The organism is Sphingomonas sanguinis (assembly GCF_019297835.1).
In the GTDB taxonomy this organism is placed as follows: domain Bacteria; phylum Pseudomonadota; class Alphaproteobacteria; order Sphingomonadales; family Sphingomonadaceae; genus Sphingomonas; species Sphingomonas sanguinis_D.
The window spans coordinates 18,910-36,849 of record NZ_CP079203.1 but is presented as its reverse complement, the minus strand read 5'-3'; the positions used below and the strand labels follow the sequence as shown (position 1 = coordinate 36,849).

At 65.7% G+C, this 17,940-nt stretch carries 17 protein-coding genes; 11 read left to right on the top strand and 6 right to left on the bottom strand.

Annotation, left to right across the window (positions count from 1 at the left end; all coding sequences use genetic code 11):
- The first annotated feature begins 83 nt into the window (after positions 1-83).
- The 4 genes from KV697_RS00180 to KV697_RS00165 are packed head-to-tail and all read left to right on the top strand — an operon-like array spanning position 84 to position 4,462.
- Positions 84-1,172: an SGNH/GDSL hydrolase family protein gene (locus KV697_RS00180; protein WP_219019614.1), complete on the top strand. Its 1,089-nt coding sequence runs from the start codon at positions 84-86 to the stop codon at positions 1,170-1,172.
- Complete coding sequence (locus tag KV697_RS00175; protein ID WP_219019613.1) at positions 1,172-1,978, top strand: polysaccharide deacetylase family protein; 807 nt, start codon at positions 1,172-1,174, stop codon at positions 1,976-1,978. The genes KV697_RS00180 and KV697_RS00175 overlap by 1 nt, the downstream gene beginning before the upstream one ends.
- Positions 1,975-3,444, top strand: coding sequence for a carboxylesterase/lipase family protein (locus tag KV697_RS00170; protein WP_257575461.1), 1,470 nt, complete (start codon positions 1,975-1,977; stop codon positions 3,442-3,444). The genes KV697_RS00175 and KV697_RS00170 overlap by 4 nt, the downstream gene beginning before the upstream one ends.
- Positions 3,428-4,462: a cellulase family glycosylhydrolase gene (locus KV697_RS00165; protein ID WP_219019612.1), complete on the top strand. Its 1,035-nt coding sequence runs from the start codon at positions 3,428-3,430 to the stop codon at positions 4,460-4,462. The genes KV697_RS00170 and KV697_RS00165 overlap by 17 nt, the downstream gene beginning before the upstream one ends.
- Positions 4,463-5,204: 742 nt before the next feature.
- Here KV697_RS00165 and KV697_RS00160 read toward each other — a convergent pair.
- The 6 genes from KV697_RS00160 to KV697_RS00135 all read right to left on the bottom strand — a co-directional run bounded on the left by KV697_RS00160 (position 5,205) and on the right by KV697_RS00135 (position 11,706).
- Positions 5,205-6,325, bottom strand: a protein-coding gene (locus tag KV697_RS00160) for an IS3 family transposase (RefSeq protein WP_219019611.1) whose coding sequence is annotated in 2 segments (ribosomal slippage) — positions 5,205-6,076 and positions 6,076-6,325 — 1,122 coding nt in all. Because the reading frame shifts where the segments join, the coding sequence is not laid out codon by codon here.
- 580 nt (positions 6,326-6,905) lie between these two features.
- Positions 6,906-8,108, bottom strand: coding sequence for an FAD-dependent monooxygenase (locus KV697_RS00155; protein ID WP_058755708.1), 1,203 nt, complete (start codon positions 8,106-8,108; stop codon positions 6,906-6,908).
- Between the two features lie 18 nt (positions 8,109-8,126).
- Complete coding sequence (locus tag KV697_RS00150) at positions 8,127-8,912, bottom strand: alpha/beta fold hydrolase (RefSeq protein ID WP_219019610.1); 786 nt, start codon at positions 8,910-8,912, stop codon at positions 8,127-8,129.
- A 29-nt stretch (positions 8,913-8,941) separates the two neighbouring features.
- Positions 8,942-9,625 (bottom strand): OmpW/AlkL family protein, encoded by a 684-nt coding sequence (locus tag KV697_RS00145; protein WP_193753045.1) that lies wholly within the window; start codon positions 9,623-9,625, stop codon positions 8,942-8,944.
- 171 nt (positions 9,626-9,796) lie between these two features.
- On the bottom strand, positions 9,797-10,735 hold the full coding sequence (locus KV697_RS00140) for a LysR family transcriptional regulator (RefSeq protein WP_219019609.1): 939 nt from the start codon (positions 10,733-10,735) through the stop codon (positions 9,797-9,799).
- Positions 10,736-10,779: 44 nt separating this feature from the next.
- Positions 10,780-11,706 carry a LysR family transcriptional regulator gene (locus KV697_RS00135; RefSeq protein ID WP_058755712.1) on the bottom strand — a complete coding sequence of 309 codons (927 nt, stop codon included), beginning with the start codon at positions 11,704-11,706 and terminating at the stop codon, positions 10,780-10,782.
- A gap of 109 nt (positions 11,707-11,815) precedes the next feature.
- Here KV697_RS00135 and KV697_RS00130 point away from each other — a divergent pair, with 109 nt between their 5' ends.
- The 7 genes from KV697_RS00130 to benD are packed head-to-tail and all read left to right on the top strand — an operon-like array spanning position 11,816 to position 17,930.
- The gene (locus tag KV697_RS00130) at positions 11,816-12,973 is read left to right on the top strand and encodes a muconate/chloromuconate family cycloisomerase (RefSeq protein WP_219019608.1); all 1,158 of its coding nucleotides are present in this window, start codon (positions 11,816-11,818) and stop codon (positions 12,971-12,973) included.
- Positions 12,974-12,976: 3 nt separating this feature from the next.
- Positions 12,977-13,267: a muconolactone Delta-isomerase gene (gene catC / locus KV697_RS00125; RefSeq protein ID WP_058752200.1), complete on the top strand. Its 291-nt coding sequence runs from the start codon at positions 12,977-12,979 to the stop codon at positions 13,265-13,267.
- Positions 13,268-13,326: 59 nt separating this feature from the next.
- Entirely contained in the window at positions 13,327-14,220 is an 894-nt protein-coding gene (locus KV697_RS00120) for a dioxygenase family protein (protein WP_058733485.1), read from the top strand.
- Positions 14,221-14,239: 19 nt separating this feature from the next.
- Complete coding sequence (locus KV697_RS00115) at positions 14,240-15,616, top strand: Rieske 2Fe-2S domain-containing protein (RefSeq protein ID WP_061779861.1); 1,377 nt, start codon at positions 14,240-14,242, stop codon at positions 15,614-15,616.
- Positions 15,613-16,101 (top strand): benzoate 1,2-dioxygenase small subunit, encoded by a 489-nt coding sequence (gene benB, locus KV697_RS00110; RefSeq protein ID WP_058755715.1) that lies wholly within the window; start codon positions 15,613-15,615, stop codon positions 16,099-16,101. Before KV697_RS00115 ends, benB begins: the two co-directional genes overlap by 4 nt.
- 24 nt (positions 16,102-16,125) lie before the next feature.
- On the top strand, positions 16,126-17,157 hold the full coding sequence (gene benC / locus KV697_RS00105) for a benzoate 1,2-dioxygenase electron transfer component BenC (protein ID WP_219019607.1): 1,032 nt from the start codon (positions 16,126-16,128) through the stop codon (positions 17,155-17,157).
- On the top strand, positions 17,154-17,930 hold the full coding sequence (gene benD / locus KV697_RS00100; protein ID WP_219019606.1) for a benzoate diol dehydrogenase BenD: 777 nt from the start codon (positions 17,154-17,156) through the stop codon (positions 17,928-17,930). Before benC ends, benD begins: the two co-directional genes overlap by 4 nt.
- Positions 17,931-17,940: the final 10 nt, after the last annotated feature.

Here is a 17,940-nt window from a genome sequence, read left to right as displayed (position 1 = left end):
CTTGGCGAGGGGCAAAGAATGGGTTTTGATCGCCCTGATTTCGAGGAAAGTCGATGCCCCACCCGCCAGCCCCCATTCTATCCATGATCGCGAGCCTGTCGCTGGTCGGCCTGCCCGCCCATGCGGAACAGACGGACATGATCCGACCACTGGCCCGGACGGCCCCCACCGGGACGCCGTTAGCGCTGCACGTCGGCGGCCGGGTCGTCGCGCGGGACGGCTATCGACGGCAATGGCCGGGCACTTACTGGGAGGCCGCCTTCCGGGGTCCCGCCGTCGATCTGGCGGTCGGCCCCGGCGCCGTGTCGCTGCGCATCCGTGTCGATGGCGGGGCTCCCGTATCGCTGGTCCGGCCAACGCCCGGCCTCTACCGCATCGCCGCGAAGGGCATAGGGGCCCATCGAATCCGCGTCGATGTGGCCAGCGAGAGCCAGGCCGAACCGACCGTGCTGCGCGGCCTTTTCGCGCCCGAGGGTGTAACGCCCCTCCCCGCACCCGCCGCCCGCCCGCGCCAGATCGAATTTATCGGGGATTCGCACACAGTCGGCTATGGCAACACCTCGCCTGTTCACCAGTGCAGCCAGGACGCGATCTGGCGGACAACCGACACGACACAGGGCGTCGCGGGGGTGACGGCGGCAAAATACGGTGCCGATTATCAGGTCAATGCTATTTCCGGGCGGGGGGTCGTGCGTAATTACGGCGGGTTCGCCGCCCCGACCCTGCCCGAGGCCTATCCCTTCGCGCTGTTCGATGGTCGCACGCCCGCCGCGACGCCAGACTGGCATCCGCAGGTCGTGGTCATTGCGCTCGGCACCAACGACTTTTCGACCCCGCTCAAGCCCGGTGAGCGCTGGGCCGATCGCGACGCTCTCCATGCCGACTATGAGCATCATTATATCGCTTTCGTCGGACGGCTGCGAAAGGCCTATCCCAAGGCCTTTTTCGTCCTTTGGGCGACCGATCTCGCGGATGGCGAGATTGCGCGCGAAGTTAGCAAGGTAACCGAGACGCTGCGGGCGGGCGGCGACCGGCGGGTGGCCTTCGTCCCCGTCAACGGCCTGTCCTTTACCGGATGCGACGCGCACCCCAGCGTCGCCGACGACCAGCGGATCGCCCTGGCGATCGAACGCACCATCGATGCGCAGCCCGACATCTGGGCCGCCCGCTGATGCGCTCGCTCCGCCCGATCCTCGCCACTCTGTTCGCAGCCAGCGTGCTGGTCACGCCGGGCGAAGCGGCGACCCGCTGGCCCGGTGGTGCCAAGGCCGCCGTCGTGCTGACCTATGACGACGCCCTGCCCTCTCAGCTTGATCATGCGGTCCCCGCGCTCGACGCTGCCGGACTCAAGGGCACCTTCTTCCTCGCCAATGTTCGCGCGCAGGACGTGGCGCGTTGGCGGGCGGTCGCGCGGGATGGGCATGAACTGGGCAATCATACGATCTTCCATCCCTGCCGTGCCGCCGCCTTTCCCGCCGATCCGCGCTACACGACCGAGGCCTATACCCCGGCAAGTATGTTGAAGGAGATCGCACAGCAGAATGTCCTACTGACCGCGCTGGACGGCAAGACGCGCCACGGCTTCGCCACGCCGTGTGGCGAGACGAAGGTCGGTGGTGTCGACTATCTCGAACCACTGCGTCAGGCGGGTCTGGTAACTTATGCACGCGGGGTCAGCGCATCGCCGGCCGAGCTGTCCGCCGATGTCGGCGCGATCGACCCCATGCACGTCCCCGCTCGCGGCTTTGGCGAGGGCGATGACGCCGCCAAGATGATCGCCTTTGTCGAGGAAGCCGAGGCGGGCGGGGGCATGGCGGTGCTGTTGTTTCACGGCGTCGGCGGCGATCATCTGGCCGTGACCGATGCGCAGCACCGTGCCTTCATCGCTTGGCTGAAAGTCCATCGTCGCGAGCTGTGGGTCACCACGCTGCAACAGGCGTTGGATTGGGCCAAGGAGCAGGCGAAGGCGGTCAAGTGAGCGTCCTGGTCGCCGCGCTGCTGCTGAGCGCCTCGACGCCGCAAGCCCCCCGCCCGGGCCCGATCGTCACCGTCGCCGACGGCACACTTCGCGGAACCCAGGAGCCGGACGGCCGGGTGCTGTTCCGCGGCATCCCCTTTGCCGCGCCGCCGACCGGGCCACGGCGCTGGCGTCCACCCGCGCCTGCGACGCCGTGGCGGGGCATCCGCGATGCCCAGTACTCCGCCCCTTCCTGCCCGCAGCTCGACGAGGGTTGGAACCGCGCCAATGCGGCGGGCGCAAGCGAGGACTGCCTTTATCTGGAGGTGGGGACGCCAAATCTATCTCCGGCCCGGCCGCTACCGGTCATGGTGTGGATCCACGGGGGCAGCAACCGTTCGGGCGGGGCGCCGGGCACGATCACCTCCTCGCTCGTCAACCGGGGCATCGTGCTAGTCTCGATCCAGTACCGGCTCGGTCCGCTCGGCTTCATGGCGCATCCCGCCCTGACCGCCGAATCGCCTGCCCGTGCCTCAGGCAATTACGGGCTGATGGATCAGCAGGCGGCGTTGCGCTGGGTCCGGCGCAACATCGACCGCTTCGGCGGCGACCCGGCCAATGTCACGATCTTCGGCGGCTCGGCGGGTGGGCAGGATGTCGGGCTGCAACAGCTATCGCCCGGCGCGAGGGGACTGTTCGACAAGGCGATCGAACAAAGCGGCACCGCCGGGTTCGGCTGGGCCTCACGCGATCTGCGGCAAAGCGAGGCGATCGGTGAGGAGATCGCGCGAGGCGCAGGCCTTTCGCGCGTCTCTGCCGCTACGCTTCGGACCATCGCGGTCGATCGGCTGCTGCAAGCCGCACGCGGCATCGCGACGCCCGCCGGGCTTCCCGATGCGGGGACGGTATGGCTGCAGACGACGGTCGACGGGCAGGTCATCACCGAGCCGCCGGTCCAGACTCTGGCGCGCGGCGGTGGACAGCGCGTGCCGCTGATCATCGGGTCCAACACGCGGGAAATCGACTTCTTTCACGATCCGGGGGACGCGCGACGGGGGCTGGCCGATGCATTGGGCCGCCATGCTCCGTCCGGCGAAGACTTCGCCACCGCCGGAGAAAGGCTGACACTGGCGACCGATCTGGTCTTCACCTGCCCCGCGACGCTGGTCGCCGATCTTCGGCGGCGGGCGGGGGTTCCGGTCTGGCGCTACGACTTCGGTTATGCCCCGCCGGGCGGCGCAGCGGCCACCCACAGTTCGGAGCTTCGCTACATCTTCAGTCGGCCAGGCGAGAATGGCGTGCTGCCCGACGCCCCGGCGCTACAGGCCTATTGGGTCCGGTTCGCGCAGACGGGCGATCCAAACGGGGGCGGGCTCGCCGCCTGGCCGCGATGGGACGGCAAGCTGGCGGGCCTGTCCTTTGGCGAAAGCGGAACGACGACGATAATCCGTAATCCATCGGTGTGTATCAATGCCCGTTTTCCCTGAGGTGATGCGTCGGCTCGGTCACGCCGCGGTGACCACCATGCTGGTCGCCGCTGCCCCTCTGCCGCCGGTCGACGGGACGATGACGATCCGCGGTCGCTTCCTCTACACGGCGGCCGGGGAGCGGGTGGTCCTGCGCGGCGTCAACGAGATGTTCTCAATTTCGACCGATCCCACCGGCGTGCGCACGATGCCCGAGATCGCCCGGACCGGCGCCAATGCCGTCCGCATCTTCACCCTGCCCGACTATCCAGCGGAAAGGCTCGATTCGATCCTGGCCCATGCAGTGGCGAACGGGCTTATCCCGATCGTCGAATGTCATGCGGCAACCGGCAAATGGGACAGACTGGGCGTCTGCGTCGACTATTGGACACGATCAGATATCGCTACCGTCTTGCGCAGGCACCGCCGCTGGGCGCTGGTCAACATCGCCAACGAGGCAGGCGAGACCGTACCCCGCGATCGTTTCGTCGCGGGCTATCTCGACGCGATCGCGCGTATCCGCGCCGCAGGGGTGGACACGCCGCTGATTATTGACGGGACAGACTGGGGCAAGGAATATGCGATGCTGTTGGACAACTGGCCCGTCTTCCAGCGCGCCGACCCACGCCATGCGATCATGGTTTCGGCGCACAGTTATTGGGTAGGAACCGAGGAGGAGCGAAAGGCCCCGTACCGCGCCATCATTGCCAAGGTAACGCAAGGCCATATCCCCTTTTTGCTTGGCGAGGGGCCGACCGGGACCGGCTGGGATTGCAAGCCTTCCCCCTATCGATGGGCGATGACCGCGCTGCAAAAGGCTCAGATCGGTTGGCTGGCTTGGTCCTGGGGGCTGGTGCCCAATGGCGATTGTCGCGAGGCAAACAGCTACGACATCACTTACGGGGGGCGTTTTGGGCAATGGAAATCCCCCTATAGCCACCAGTTGATGGTCCGACATCCCGCTAGTGTGCGTAGATCGTCGCGACGGCCTTGTTCGATCGCCAAGGCCGGGTCAAACTGTATCGCGGCCTCGTCGTGAACTTCAGGCTCAACCCGATACGCAGTTGGGCAACAAGCGGATAACCGATTTTAAGTTCTCTCTTAAATATCCGCGCCAATATAAGAACGGTCAGCCGAGACCCAATCTCCGCCGTTCGCATGTGCCTTCTCGCCTCCCGAAAGCTGCCGCTCGTTCATATAAGCGAACCGGCTGCTTCAGCGAGCCCGATCGGCCACCCGGAACGGCGGAGATGGGTGGAAGGCAGCCGGTGTCCCGGCGCAAAGTGTGCTATGACTGCGATCCAGCTACTGAGTGAGATGCGCAATGCCACTAAAGGATCTCAGCGGTTCACCCCCACCCACTGTCCAAGAGCGAATGGCGATCAAGGAAATGTGGAAGCGCTATGGACCGTCATTACCAAATTGGTTGACGTCGAGAAAAGATGACGGGGGCGAAATGGCACCCTTACCTTCCGGTCCGAAACCCACCCCTATGGTTGGCGGCGCGGAAGTGACGTCTGAATAGCCATTCTCAAGTCGCCCAGTCATACTAACGGAATATGCGCGTTGGCGAGAACCGAGATGTCCGTGTTTGGGGCGGAAGCGGAACGGCTACACGCTACGTCGAAAGCAGAGAATGCACACCGGTATCGGCGACAGCGCGACGACCGCGAAGCCGAGCAACTCGTCAAGACGCCACTGGTCATTGGCGCCTGCCCACGCGAGCGTGAACCACACTCCCGCTGCTACCATGCCGGTATAGCATGACGTGCTCCCCGTTTTCAGGCCGCTGATAAGTTAGCTTCGGTGTCCTCATGCCCGTGGCGTGGGCGGTTGGTAAACTCGGCGGGTGCCATGCCGCCAAGGCTGCTGTGCGGACGCACGGTTTTGTAGTCGGTCCGCCATGCGTCGATGATCCGTCTCGCCGCAGCCAGCGAAGGAAACAAGTGCTCGTTCAGGCACTCGTCGCGCAAGCGACCATTGAACGATTCTACGAAGCCGTTCTGTTGCGGCTTGCCCGGAGCAATGTAGTGCCACTCGACGCCCGTGTCCTGGCACCATGTCAGAACGGCATGACTAGTCAGTTCGGTGCCGTTGTCGCTGACCACCATGCACGGCAGCCCGCGACGCTCCGCGATGGCACTCAGTTCGCGGACGACACGCCGACCTGACAACGAAGTGTCGACGATACAGGCCAGGCACTCCCGGCTGTAATCGTCGATAACGTTGAGGACGCGGAAACGCCGGCCGCAGGCCAATGCATCCGACACGAAGTCGAGCGACCAGCGCTGGTTGAGTTTTTGCGGGATCGCCATCGGCGCCCGCGTGCCCAGCGCCCGTTTCCGGCCGCCACGTTTGCGCACCGTCAGCCGCTCCTCGCGATACAGCCGGTACACCTTCTTCAGGTTCATGCCCTTGCCTTCGCGCCTGAGCAGGATTGCCAACCGGCGATAGCCGAACCGGCGACGCTCGCTGGCGATCTCGCGTATCCGCTCGCGCACAGCATCGTCCTTCCCGCGAAGCGGCTCATATTGCCATGCCGACCGGTTGACCCCGATCAGCCTGCAGGCGCGACGCTCGGAGAAGCCGTGGTCGGTCATCAGCTTCTCCACCGCAGCGTAGCGATCCGCAGACCCGGTCAGTTTTTTCCCAGCAGATCCTTCAGCGCCGACACGTCCAGCATCGACTCCGCCAGCAGCTTCTTCAGCCGTCGGTTCTCGTCCTCCAGCGTCCGCAACCGTGCCGCTTCCGACACGGTCATCCCGCCGTATTTCGACTTCCAGTTGTAGAACGTCGCATCGCTGATGCCGTGCTTCCGGCACAGCTCAGCGGTCTTTACGCCAGCCTCGTGCTCACGAAGTACGCCTATGATCTGATCCTCGGTAAAACGGCCTCGCCGCATCGCTCGTCTCCATATGACGAACTAACTTACCAATGGCATGATTCCCGGGGAGCACGTCAAGCAGACCGCAGCTATCCGGGCCGTGATGTCAGCCCTACCTGTCATCTCCTTTGGATAGCATACGCGTGAACGCCCGCAACTGGGTGGAAGTGGCCACCCTGCCCCAGCGTAACGAGGACCCACACTCCGACGCTCGGGCCCCGACCCGGCTTCCCAAATTCCGCCGTTCGTTCACCGGCCAGGCGCGTGATGCTGTTCATGGGCAACGACGGCTTTACCAATCTCTCAGCCGACGGGCTGAAGCTGTTCGACGCCGCGATCGACTGAGCCATCGGATCGATGAAGGCGTGTTTCCGACGAACACGCGGGAAAAGCATCCCTTAATCCATACAGCGGACGACCGTGGAATCCGGACAGCCGAGGTAATGTTTCTCCACCCTCCCTGTCCGAATATCACGGCAGGTCCGCTTCTATAATCGAGGGGCATCGTCATCTCGCCCGCCCCCCCCAACCACCCAGGAACCTGCCGGCAATAGCCATCATACGCCGGCTGAGATCAGGGTGATCCGGGCCGATGCCGTCAGTGGCGCATCGCAACGACGCCTGAAGCGCCGGACAGCTGTGCGGACGCATCGAACTTATGGATCCAGCCATAGCGTTCGGGGAAGTGGTGCATGGCGCGATGCCGGGTCGCGTCAGGCAGACTGGCATCGGTATGGAGCGCGCGATTGGCGTCCCATGAGCTGCGCTGGATGAGGCGGGTGCGCAGCGCGCGCTCCTTCTGATAGGCGGCAAAGCGTGCGTCGCGGTTGGATGACGTCAGTCCGTCGAGCATGGTCGCCAGCGTGATGGCATCCTCGATCGTCGTATTCGCGCCCTGCCCGTGATGCGGCAGCATCGCATGGACGGCATCGCCGATCAGCACGACCGGCCCGCGATGCCAGTGGCGAAGCGGCGGCGCGACAAACAGGCCCCAGCGACGCTCCACATCGCCCGCCGCGACCATTTGCCGGACGGCCGGATGCCAGTCGGCGAAGGCCGCCACCGCTTCCCCCGGTTCGATCGGCACCGTCCCGCCGCTACCGGACCAGGCGGTGGGCCCCTCCACCACCGCGAAGAAGTTGACGTGCCCGCCATCGCTGCCGATCGCATAATGCAGCAGATGGGCATCCTGGCCGATCCAGAACTGAATCGCCTGGGGATCGGGCAAAGCGTTCAGTCGCTCGACCGGCACGATGCCGCGAAACGCGCTGGTCCCGGAATAGCGTAGCGGCTGTCCGCCGACCCATTGCCGGGTGATGGAGCGAACACCGTCGGCGCCCACGACGATATCGGCCTCGACAGGGTCGCGTCCGACGAAGTGAAGCGCCACCCGTTCGCCCACCGTCTCGATCCGTTCCAGCCGATGCGCCAGATGAATATGCTCCGCCCCGACCGCGCGGCCCAGCGTCGTCTGCAGATCGGCGCGGTGGATGCCCAGATAGGGCGCGCCGAACCGATCGCGATAGGCACCGCCCTTGCGCACCGCATGGGCCGCAAGGCGATCACCGGACAGCCCGTCGCGGTAGATCAGCTCGGTCGGCTCGACGCCCGTCCGCTCCAGCTGGTCGATCAGGCCCAGCCTTTGCAGCTCACGGGTGGCATTGGCCGACAGGGCGACCGCCGCGCCGATCTCGCTCAGCTCCGCCGCCTGTTCGTACAGCGTCGCCTCGATCCCCCGCGCCCGCAGCGCCAGCGCGAGGGTCAATCCGCCGATACCGGCGCCGATGATCGCGATCTTCATGGATAGCCTCCGTAATCCTTACGCGGCCGTCGCCGTCTGGCGATACTCGGCCGGGGCATCGGCGAAATCGGCGATCGCCTCGGCCAGCCGTTCGGGCATCGAGTAATAGGGCGCATGGCTGGCCGGGAGCGACACGACCGCGACCGGACCGGGAAACTCCTTCTGCATCTGACGCTGCACGGCGATCGGAATCCCGACATCGTCCAGCGCCTCGATATAGAGGCGTGGGATCTCCAGCGCGCGGCCCTCCATCGGATTGGGCGTGCCGAAGGGCACGGTCGTCTGGGTCTGGATGAACTGCTCGGCAGGCGGCATTCCCTCGCCGGGATAATCGCCCATGAAGACTTCGCGGAACCGTTCCAGCCGCGAGAAATCCGCCTGTAGCCCGCGTCCCTCGTCGACCGGCTGGATCAGGTCCAGCGCGTGCGGCGTGCCCCGGTTGGGCTCGCCGGGCAGGACGAAGGTTTCCGGCGTAACACCGGGCGCGGTGAGGAACGCGGTCAGGTAGATCAGCCCGGCCACCTTGTCGGGATGGTGCTGCGCCAGCCACGAGATGGATGCTCCGCCCATGCTGTGCCCCAGAAGGATCGACTGCCCCTCGGCCCGCGCCAGGATGTCTGCGACGGGGCGGGTATAATGCTCCATGTCGACGACCGACAAATGGCCGCCATCGCCGGGCGTATGGCCGGTCAGGTCGGGCGCATGGACGCGGTAGCCGCGCGCTTGGAGAAGCGGGACGACCGCGTCATAGCAGGCGCCGCGATTCCAGGCGCCATGGATCAGGATGATATCGGTGACGGTCATGACATGTCTTCCTGTTCGAGCCGGGGGGATCAGAAGCGATATTGCAGGCCGACCTGCGCGATGAGGGGATTGAGCTGGACGCGCGCCGTACCCGGCACGAAGCCGTTCGGCGTGCCAAGCCGGAAGCGGGCGTTGGTGCTGGTCCAGACCTTACTGGCCGCGCCGAACACACCGATCCGCTCGTTGAGCGGCACATCGATGCCGCCCGTGATGGCAGGACCAACGGTATTGCTGGTGCGAAAATCCTTCAGCACGCCGTCTTCGGTCTTGAAGATGATCGTCCAGTTCAGGCCGCCGCCGATATAAGGCCGCACCCCGCCCGGACGCCCGAAATGATAACGTACGCTGTAGAGGCCAGGACCATAGGTCACCTTACCCAGCGTGCCCGCGCCCGCCAGCGTTCCCGATGCGGTCAGCGTGCTGGTCGGCGGCACGCCGACGGTCGCCGCGACCGACACGTTGGGGGTCAGGAAATAGCCGATATCGAGGCTGACGCCGTTGTTGTTCGACGCGGTGGCGTTGGCACCCGGCAGCGGCTCCCCGGCAATCTTCACATCGGCCTTTTCGTCGAACATGACACGCGCCGCGCCGAGCCGGACATAGAATCGCCGCTCCTTGCCGTCCGGCGACTGCTGGGCCTGCGCCACGCTCGGCAGCATCAGGCACAATCCCGCAACACCGGCGAGCACCCCGCCCTTTCGCAAGGCTCGCATATATCCATATGGTATTGAAGCCATTTTCCGCTTCCTCTCCATCTGCCGTCGCTATCTGTCGTGCGACTTGTCCCGAAGCGATTTCGCTTTCGTGGGGGCAGAATGTCGGGAGGTGCATCATGCGTCCAACACCAACTCCATATGACGGCCATACCTAAAAGGTTGGCCGGATCACGCCTCTTCGCCGCCCCCGGTCATGCGCAGGATCGCGTCGGGGATGGGATAATCCCAGGCACCGTAGCGCTCGCGGATCACCGCCGCCATGGCGACCAGTTCGGGCGAGCGGTCGTCCTTGCGAAAGCTCATGATGATCGGCGATGCGATCGGTTCGACCAGCGGGCGATAGCGGACGCCGTCGACCCGCGACCGGCGAACCAAGGCCGGGACGATGCAGACCCCCTCCCCGGCCGCGACCAGCCCGATCGCGATCTGCAACTCGCTGACCTCGTGCGCGATCACTGGGGTCACGCCAATATCGCGGAAATGGCCGACGACCTGATCGGCATAGCTGGGTCGCGGGGCGTTGGGATACAGGATCAGCGGGTCGGTCGCCAGCGACGCCAGGGACACCCCGCCCCCCGCCGTCAGCGGGTGCGTGGCCGGAAGCGCGACGATCAATGGCTCCTCGCGCAGCACCACCCGCGCCACGGCGTCATCCTCGAACCGGATACGCCCGAAGCCGACATCGATCCGTCCGTCCTTCAGCGCAGCGATCTGCGAAAGCGTGCCGCCCTCGATCAGCGACAGGTCGACCGACGGCATCGCCGCCCGATAGGCCCGAATGATCGCGGGGAGGCGCGAATAGATGGTGGAGGCGACGAAGCCGATCGCGAAGCGCCGCTGCTGCGACACCACGGCTTTCGCGATCATCGCATCCATATCGGCCATACGCGCCAGGATGCTGATCGCCTGATCATAGACGAGATGGCCGATCGGCGTCAGCCGCAGCGGCTTGGCGGAGCGATCGATCAGGGTCGCGCCGACCCGTTCCTCGATCTGCTGGATCTGGCGGCTGAGCGGCGGTTGTGCGATGTGGAGACGCTCGGCGGCGCGGGTGAAATTGCCTTCCTGCGCAACGGTCACGAAATAGCGCAGCTGCCGTATGTCCATCCTGTCATCCTCTCCAAAGCCGGCGGGTCGGTGGCAGCCGTGTGTTATTCATGGTCCGCCAGCAGCGCTTCGGGCACGCCATAGCCCCACTCGGTATATTTGCGGGCGATGATCCGCAGAACGGCGCGCAACTCGGGCGAGGCATCGCCGACCCGGTGGCTCATGATGATCGGCGAATGCGCGGGTTCGACGAGATCGAGATAGCGCACATCCTCGGTCCGCGCCTTGCGTACCGACTCCGGGATCACCGCCACCCCCTCTTCGGCAGCAACCAGACCGATCGCGATCTGCAACTCGCGCGCCTCGACGATCTGGTTCGGGCTCAGGCCATTATCGTGGAACAGCGACAGGACCTGATCGGCATAGCTGGGACGCGATGCACTGGGATAGAGAACCAGCTTTTCGCGCGCCAGGGCCGACAGGGATACCGGCGCGCCGTCCTGCCCCAGATGGCTTCCCATCGGGACCGCCGCGACGAGCGACTCCCGCCGGAGCACGGTGCGCCGCACCGCCGGATCGTCGAAGCGGATGCGGCCGAAACCGATATCGATCCGCCCCTCCTTCAACGCCGCGATCTGGTCCAGCGTCGGGCTTTCGACCAGTGTCAGTTCGACATCGGGCATCTCGGCCCGGAACTCGCGGATCAGCGCGGGCAGGCGCGCATAGATGGTCGAGGCGACGAACCCCATGGTGAACCGTCGCCGATCGGTCGCGATCGCGGCATCCATCATCGTCCGCATGTCATCCACGCGCCGCAGCACCTGCACCGCCTGATCGTGGAACAGCTGCCCCATCGGGGTCAGCGCGAGCGGTCGGCTCGTCCGGTCGATCAGGGACGCGCCGACCTCCGCCTCTAGTTGCTGGATCGACCGGCTGAGCGGCGGCTGTGCCATATGCAACCGTTCGGCCGCGCGGTTAAAATTCCGCTCGGCGGCGACGGTGACGAAGTAACGAAGCTGACGCAGGTCCATAGGATCATACTCTCCAAGTATCACCAGAAGACCATAATGATCTTTGCGCGTCCAGATCGCCAAGCCTAGTTTCCGGGGAAATTCGGATAAAACTGGATAGGAAGAGGTTATGGCCACGATCGTCGAGATCGATACCTATATCGTCGACATACCGACGATCCGGCCGCACGTGCTCGCGATGGCCACTATGCATCACCAGTCGATCGTGCTGGTCCGGCTGCGCGACTCCGACGGCATCGAGGGGATCGGCGAAGGCACGACCATCGGCGGCCTCAGCTATGGCGAGGAAAGCCCGGAGGGCATCAAGCTCGCCATCGACACCTATATCGCCCCCGTCCTCGAAACCTGCGACCCATCGCAGGTCGGGGCCGCGATGGCCAAGATCGGCAAGAGCGTCTTCGGCAATCACCTCGCCAAATGCGCGGTCGAAACCGCCCTGCTGGACCTGGCTGGCAAGCGGCTGGGCGTGCCCGTCTCCACGCTGATCGGCGGCGGCGCGATCCGCGACCGGTTGCCGGTCGCCTGGACACTGGCAAGCGGCGATACCGCGCGCGACATCGAGGAGGCCGAACGGGTCCTGGCCGAGCGGCGGCACAACATCTTCAAGCTCAAGATCGGCAAGCGCGACGTGCGCGCCGATGTCGCCCATGTCGCCGCGATCAAGCGCGCGGTCGGCGACCGGGGCAGCGTGCGCGTTGACGTCAACCAGAACTGGAGCGAGGCGCAGGCCGATCTCGGCATGAAGCTGCTGGAGGAGGCGGGCGTCGATCTGGTCGAACAGCCGGTCGCGCGGCACGATCATGCCGCCATGGCCCGGCTGTCCGCCAAACATGTCGTCCCGTTGATGGCGGACGAGGCACTGCACGGGCCCGCCGACGCCTTCGCCATTGCGGCGTGCGGCGGGGCGCGGGTCTTCGCGGTCAAGATCGCCCAGTCCGGCGGCCTGCTCCCGGCCCATGCCGTGGCCACGATCGCGCAGGCGGGTGGCGTCGGGCTCTATGGAGGCACGATGCTGGAGGGCGGCGTTGGCACCGCGGCGTCGGCGCATGTCTTCGCTACCCTGCCCTCTCTGGCCTGGGGGACCGAGTTGTTCGGCCCACTCCTGCTGACCGAAGACATATTGGCCGAGCCTCTGCGCTATGCCGATTTCCACCTGAGCGTGCCGACCGGCCCCGGCCTGGGCATCGCGCTGGACGAGGACCGCGTCGCGTTCCACCGACGCGACCGTCGCTCCCCTACCCTTCATATCGTCGCGGGAAGAGGCTGAACCATGTTGTTTCACGTCGAAATGGATGTCGATATTCCGCTCGGCTTCGATGCCGAGGAAGCGGCACGGCTCAAGGCCGCCGAGAAGGCCCGTTTCCAGGAGCTGCAACGCGCGGGCACCTGGCGCCACATCTGGCGGGTGGTCGGCCAATACGCCAATGTCAGCATCTTCGATGTCGGCTCCAATGCCGAGTTGCACGACATCCTGATGAGCCTGCCGCTCTACCCCTTCATGACGATCCGCGTGACGGCGCTGTGCCGCCACCCCTCGTCCCTACACGACGACGACCGCTGACGATCGGAACCGCACGACCGCCGACGAGCGGCCGGACAGACAGAATATAGGAGAGTGTGATGGATATCAGCTTCGTGAAAACCCCCGCCATCCAGGATCTGCTCGATCGCGTCGCGGGCACGGCCTCCGACAAGGGCGATCCGCGCGTCAAGGCGATCCTGCGCGACCTGGTGGAATCGCTGATGGTGCTGATCGTCAAGCACGACATCGACGAGAACGAAGTCTGGGGCGCGGTCAACTTCCTCCAGAACGGCGCGGGCGAGTTCGGGCTGCTGATGCCGGGCGTCGGCCTCGAACATTTCCTCGACCTCTATATGGACGCCAAGGACGCCGAGGCGGGCAAGACCGGCGGCACGCCCCGCACCATCGAGGGGCCGCTCTATGTCGAGGGCGCGCCGCTAGTCGACAATGACGCCAACCTGACCGACGATCCCGACGATACCGACACGCTCTACATGGCCGGACGGGTCACGGGACCGGACGGCGAGCCGGTCGCGAACGCCATCCTCCATGTCTGGCACGCCAATTCCAAGGGCTTCTACTCGCATTTCGACCCCACCGGCGAGCAGACGCCGTTCAACAACCGCCGCCGCATCCGGCTGGGCGACGATGGGCGCTATGCGTTCCATTCCAAGATGCCCAACGGCTATAGCGTGCCGCCCGGCGGTGCCTCCGACCGGTTGATGCAGGTGCTCGGCCGCCACGGCAACCGCCCGGCCCATGTCCATTTCTTCATCGAGGCGCCCGGCTATCGCCAGCTGACGACGCAGATCAATTTCGGCGATGACCCCTTTGCCGCCGACGACTTCGCGTTCGGCACCCGCGAGGGGCTGCTGCCGGTGCCGAACCGCCAGGGCGACACCGCGCACATCGCCTTCGATTTCCAGCTCCAGCGCGCCGACGATGCCGAGGAGGAAGCCTTCTCGCACCGCGCCCGTCTGGCCGTCGCCTGATCCCCGGAAGGATATTGTCATGACCGACCTTCGCGAACGCCTTGCCACCGCTGTCGTCGACGATCCCGCCACCGGAGCCTTCCGGTGCCGCCGCGACGTGTTCACCGACCCCGCGCTGTTCGAGCTGGAGATGCAGCACATCTTCGAGGGCAACTGGGTCTATCTGGCGCATGAGAGCCAGATCCCGGAGAATAACGACTATCTCACCACCCATATCGGTCGCCAGCCGATCATCATCACCCGTGACAAGACCGGGACGTTGAACGCCGTCATCAACGCCTGCGCGCATCGTGGCGCGATGCTGTGCCGTCGCAAGCATGGCAACAAGGGCAGCTTTACCTGCCAGTTCCATGGCTGGACCTTCAGCAATGCGGGCAAGCTGCTGAAGGTCAAGGACGGCAAGACCGGCGATTATCCCGCCGGGTTCAACACCGAGGGGTCGCACGACCTGACCCGCGTCGCCCGGTTCGAGAATTATCGCGGATTCTTGTTCGGCAGCCTGAACGCCGACGTGCCGCCGCTCGAGGACTGGCTCGGCTCGACCCGCATGGTCATCGACCAGATGGTCGACCAGGCACCCGACGGGCTGGAGGTGCTGCGCGGCAGTTCGACCTATGTCTATGACGGCAACTGGAAGCTGCAGATCGAAAACGGTGCCGACGGCTATCATGTCAGTGCGGTCCACTGGAATTATGCGGCGACCGCCAACCGCCGCGCGGAGGACTCGATCAAGGCGGTCGATGTCGATGGCTGGTCCAAGAGCGTCGGCGGCGTCTATGCGTTCGACCACGGCCATATCCTGCTCTGGACGAAGCTGCTCAACCCCGAGGTTCGCCCGATCTATGCGCATCGCGAGGCGCTGGCGGCGCGGGTCGGCGAGGAGCGCGCGGAATTCATCGTCGGGCAGACCCGCAATCTGTGCCTCTATCCCAATGTCTATCTGATGGACCAGTTCTCGACCCAAATCCGCGTCGTCCGCCCGATCTCGGTCGATCGCACCGAAGTGACCATCTATTGCTTCGCGCCGAAGGGCGAGAGCGACGCCGACCGCGCCTTGCGCATCCGGCAATATGAGGATTTCTTCAACGTCAGCGGCATGGGCACGCCCGACGATCTGGAAGAATTCCGCTCCTGCCAGAAGGCCTATGAGGGCGCGGGCGAACTGTGGAACGACCTGAGCCGCGGGGCGACGCGTTGGATCGCCGGACCGGACGGAAACGCGCGCGCCATGGGCATCGAACCGCTGCTCAGCGGCGAGCGTAGCGAGGACGAGGGGCTGTTCGTCCGCCAGCATGAATATTGGGCGCAGTCGCTGATCGCCGCGATCGACCGCGACGGCGGCGGGAATGGTGGTGCCACGCTGCGCCCGGTCGACCGGCTGGAGGTAGCGGCATGAGCCTGACCTACGACCGGCTCCTCGCCTTCCTCTACCGCGAGGCACGGCTGCTCGACGATCGGCAATGGGACGAGTGGCTGGAATGCTACGCCCCGCACGCGGTCTTCTGGATGCCCGCCTGGGACGATGACGACATGCTGGTGGAGGACCCGCAGCGCGAGATTTCGCTCATCTACTATCCCGATCGCACCGGGCTGGAGGACCGCGTCTTCCGGATCAAGACCGAGCGATCGGGGGCGAGCATGCCCGAGCCGCGCACCAACCACACCGTCTCGAACGTCGAGATCCTCGGCGAGGCGGACGGGCAGATGCAGGTGCGGTTCAACTGGCACACGCTCAGCCACCGCTACAACGAGACGCTGAGCTTCTTCGGCACGTCCTTCTACACGATCGACACGACCGGCGCGCAGCCGCTCATCACCAACAAGAAGGTCGTCCTGAAGAACGACTATATCCGCCAGGTGATCGACGTTTATCACGTCTGATGCCCGGCGGCCGGAGAGGATATCATGGGCTACCGTATCGCATTGAACTTTGAGGATGGCGCGACGCGCTTCATCACCTGCGCCCCGGGTGAGACGGTGCTGGACGCCGCGTTCCGCCAGAGGATCAACCTGCCGATGGACTGTTCCGACGGCGTGTGCGGCACCTGCAAATGCCGCTGCGAACAGGGCGCCTATGATCTCGGCGACGACTATATCGACGAGGCGCTGACCGCCGACGAGGCGGAGGAAGGGCTGGTCCTGACCTGCCAGATGCGCGTCTCGTCCGATTGCGTCGTCGCGGTGCCCGTCCCCTCCTCCGCCTGCAAGGTGAAGCCCGCCGTGCATGAGGGCGCGGTGGCGGCGGTGGACCTGGTGTCTGACAGCACGATCCTCCTCACCCTGCGGCTGGACGATCCGGCTGTGCTCGGCTTCCTGCCCGGCCAATATGTGAATCTGGCGGTGCCGGGCACGGACCAGCACCGCGCCTATTCCTTCAGTTCCAAACCCGGCGCGGCGGAGGCCAGCTTCCTGATTCGCAACATGCCCGGTGGCCTGATGAGCGGATGGCTGACATCCATGGCCAAGCCCGGCGCGCGCATGAGCTTCGTCGGCCCCCAGGGCAGCTTCTTCCTGCGGGCGGTGGAGCGGCCGACGATCCTGCTGGCGGGTGGCACCGGCTTGGCCCCGATCCTGTCGATGCTGGAGGTGCTGGCCGATACGGGCACGGACCAGCCGCTCCACTTGATCTACGGCGTGACCCGAGACGGCGACATGGTCGAGGTCCCCCGGATCGAGGCGCTGGCAGGCCGCCTCCCCTCGCTGAGCTGGACCGCGTGCGTCGCCGATCCCGAGAGCGCGCATCCGCTGAAAGGCTATGTCACCGATCATCTGACCGATACGCATCTGAACGCGGGCGATTGCGATATCTATCTGTGTGGGCCGCCGCCCATGGTCGAGGCGGTGCGGGGCTTCCTGCGCGACAAGGGCGTCGAGCCCCGGCATTTCCACTATGAAAAATTCGTGCCGAGCGAAGCGCCGGTTGCGGTGGCGGCATGACATTCGCCGGGCGCTTTCGCGACAAGGTGATGGTGGTGACCGGGGCCGCCCAGGGCATCGGCCGCGGCGTGGCGCTGCGCGCCGCGGCCGAGGGTGCCGCCGTCCTGCTGGTCGACCGCGCCGACTTCGTTTCCGACGTGGCGCGGGAAGCGGGCGAGCGGGCGGCGTTTTTCGTGTGCGACCTCGAAACCCATAACGGAGCGGCCGCCGCGATGGCAGCGGCGGTGACCGCCTTTGGCCGCGTCGACATTCTGGTCAACAATGTCGGCGGCGCGATCCGCATGCGTCCTTTCGCGGCCTTCGAGCCGGAGCAGATCGAGGCGGAAATCCGCCGTTCGCTGATGCCGACGTTGTGGGGCTGTCACGCCGTCCTGCCGATCATGCTGGGCCAGGGCGGCGGCACGATCGTCAACGTGTCGTCCAACGCGACGCGCGGCATCCGGCGCGTTCCCTATTCGGCGGCGAAGGGCGGGATCAACGCCCTCACCCAAGCCCTCGCGATGGAATATGGCGAGGCGGGCATCCGCGTCGTCGCGACCGCGCCCGGCGGCACGCAGGCGCCGCCGCGCATCGTGCCGCGCAACCCGAATGGCGACGACACCCGCGAACAGGCCTGGATGGCCGAGGCGGTGGAGCAGGTCACCAGCTCCACCTTCCTGGGGCGCTATGCCACGCTGGACGAGCAGATCGCGCCGATCCTCTTCCTGGCCTCGGACGAGGCTTCCTACATCACCGGCTCGGTCCTGCCCGTGGCCGGTGGCGATCTGGGCTGACTGGAGCGAT

Coding starts and splice junctions, on each gene's coding strand:
- KV697_RS00175 (WP_219019613.1), top strand. CDS start 1,172: ATGCGCTCGCTCCGCCCGATCCTCGCCACTCTGTTCGCAGCCAGCGTG.
- KV697_RS00120 (WP_058733485.1), top strand. CDS start 13,327: ATGGATATCAGCTTCGTGAAAACCCCCGCCATCCAGGATCTGCTCGAT.
- KV697_RS00135 (WP_058755712.1), bottom strand. CDS start 11,706: ATGGACCTGCGTCAGCTTCGTTACTTCGTCACCGTCGCCGCCGAGCGG.
- KV697_RS00180 (WP_219019614.1), top strand. CDS start 84: ATGATCGCGAGCCTGTCGCTGGTCGGCCTGCCCGCCCATGCGGAACAG.
- KV697_RS00165 (WP_219019612.1), top strand. CDS start 3,428: ATGCCCGTTTTCCCTGAGGTGATGCGTCGGCTCGGTCACGCCGCGGTG.
- KV697_RS00115 (WP_061779861.1), top strand. CDS start 14,240: ATGACCGACCTTCGCGAACGCCTTGCCACCGCTGTCGTCGACGATCCC.
- catC (WP_058752200.1), top strand. CDS start 12,977: ATGTTGTTTCACGTCGAAATGGATGTCGATATTCCGCTCGGCTTCGAT.
- benB (WP_058755715.1), top strand. CDS start 15,613: ATGAGCCTGACCTACGACCGGCTCCTCGCCTTCCTCTACCGCGAGGCA.
- benC (WP_219019607.1), top strand. CDS start 16,126: ATGGGCTACCGTATCGCATTGAACTTTGAGGATGGCGCGACGCGCTTC.
- KV697_RS00155 (WP_058755708.1), bottom strand. CDS start 8,108: ATGAAGATCGCGATCATCGGCGCCGGTATCGGCGGATTGACCCTCGCG.
- benD (WP_219019606.1), top strand. CDS start 17,154: ATGACATTCGCCGGGCGCTTTCGCGACAAGGTGATGGTGGTGACCGGG.
- KV697_RS00150 (WP_219019610.1), bottom strand. CDS start 8,912: ATGACCGTCACCGATATCATCCTGATCCATGGCGCCTGGAATCGCGGC.
- KV697_RS00145 (WP_193753045.1), bottom strand. CDS start 9,625: ATGCGAGCCTTGCGAAAGGGCGGGGTGCTCGCCGGTGTTGCGGGATTG.
- KV697_RS00140 (WP_219019609.1), bottom strand. CDS start 10,735: ATGGACATACGGCAGCTGCGCTATTTCGTGACCGTTGCGCAGGAAGGC.
- KV697_RS00130 (WP_219019608.1), top strand. CDS start 11,816: ATGGCCACGATCGTCGAGATCGATACCTATATCGTCGACATACCGACG.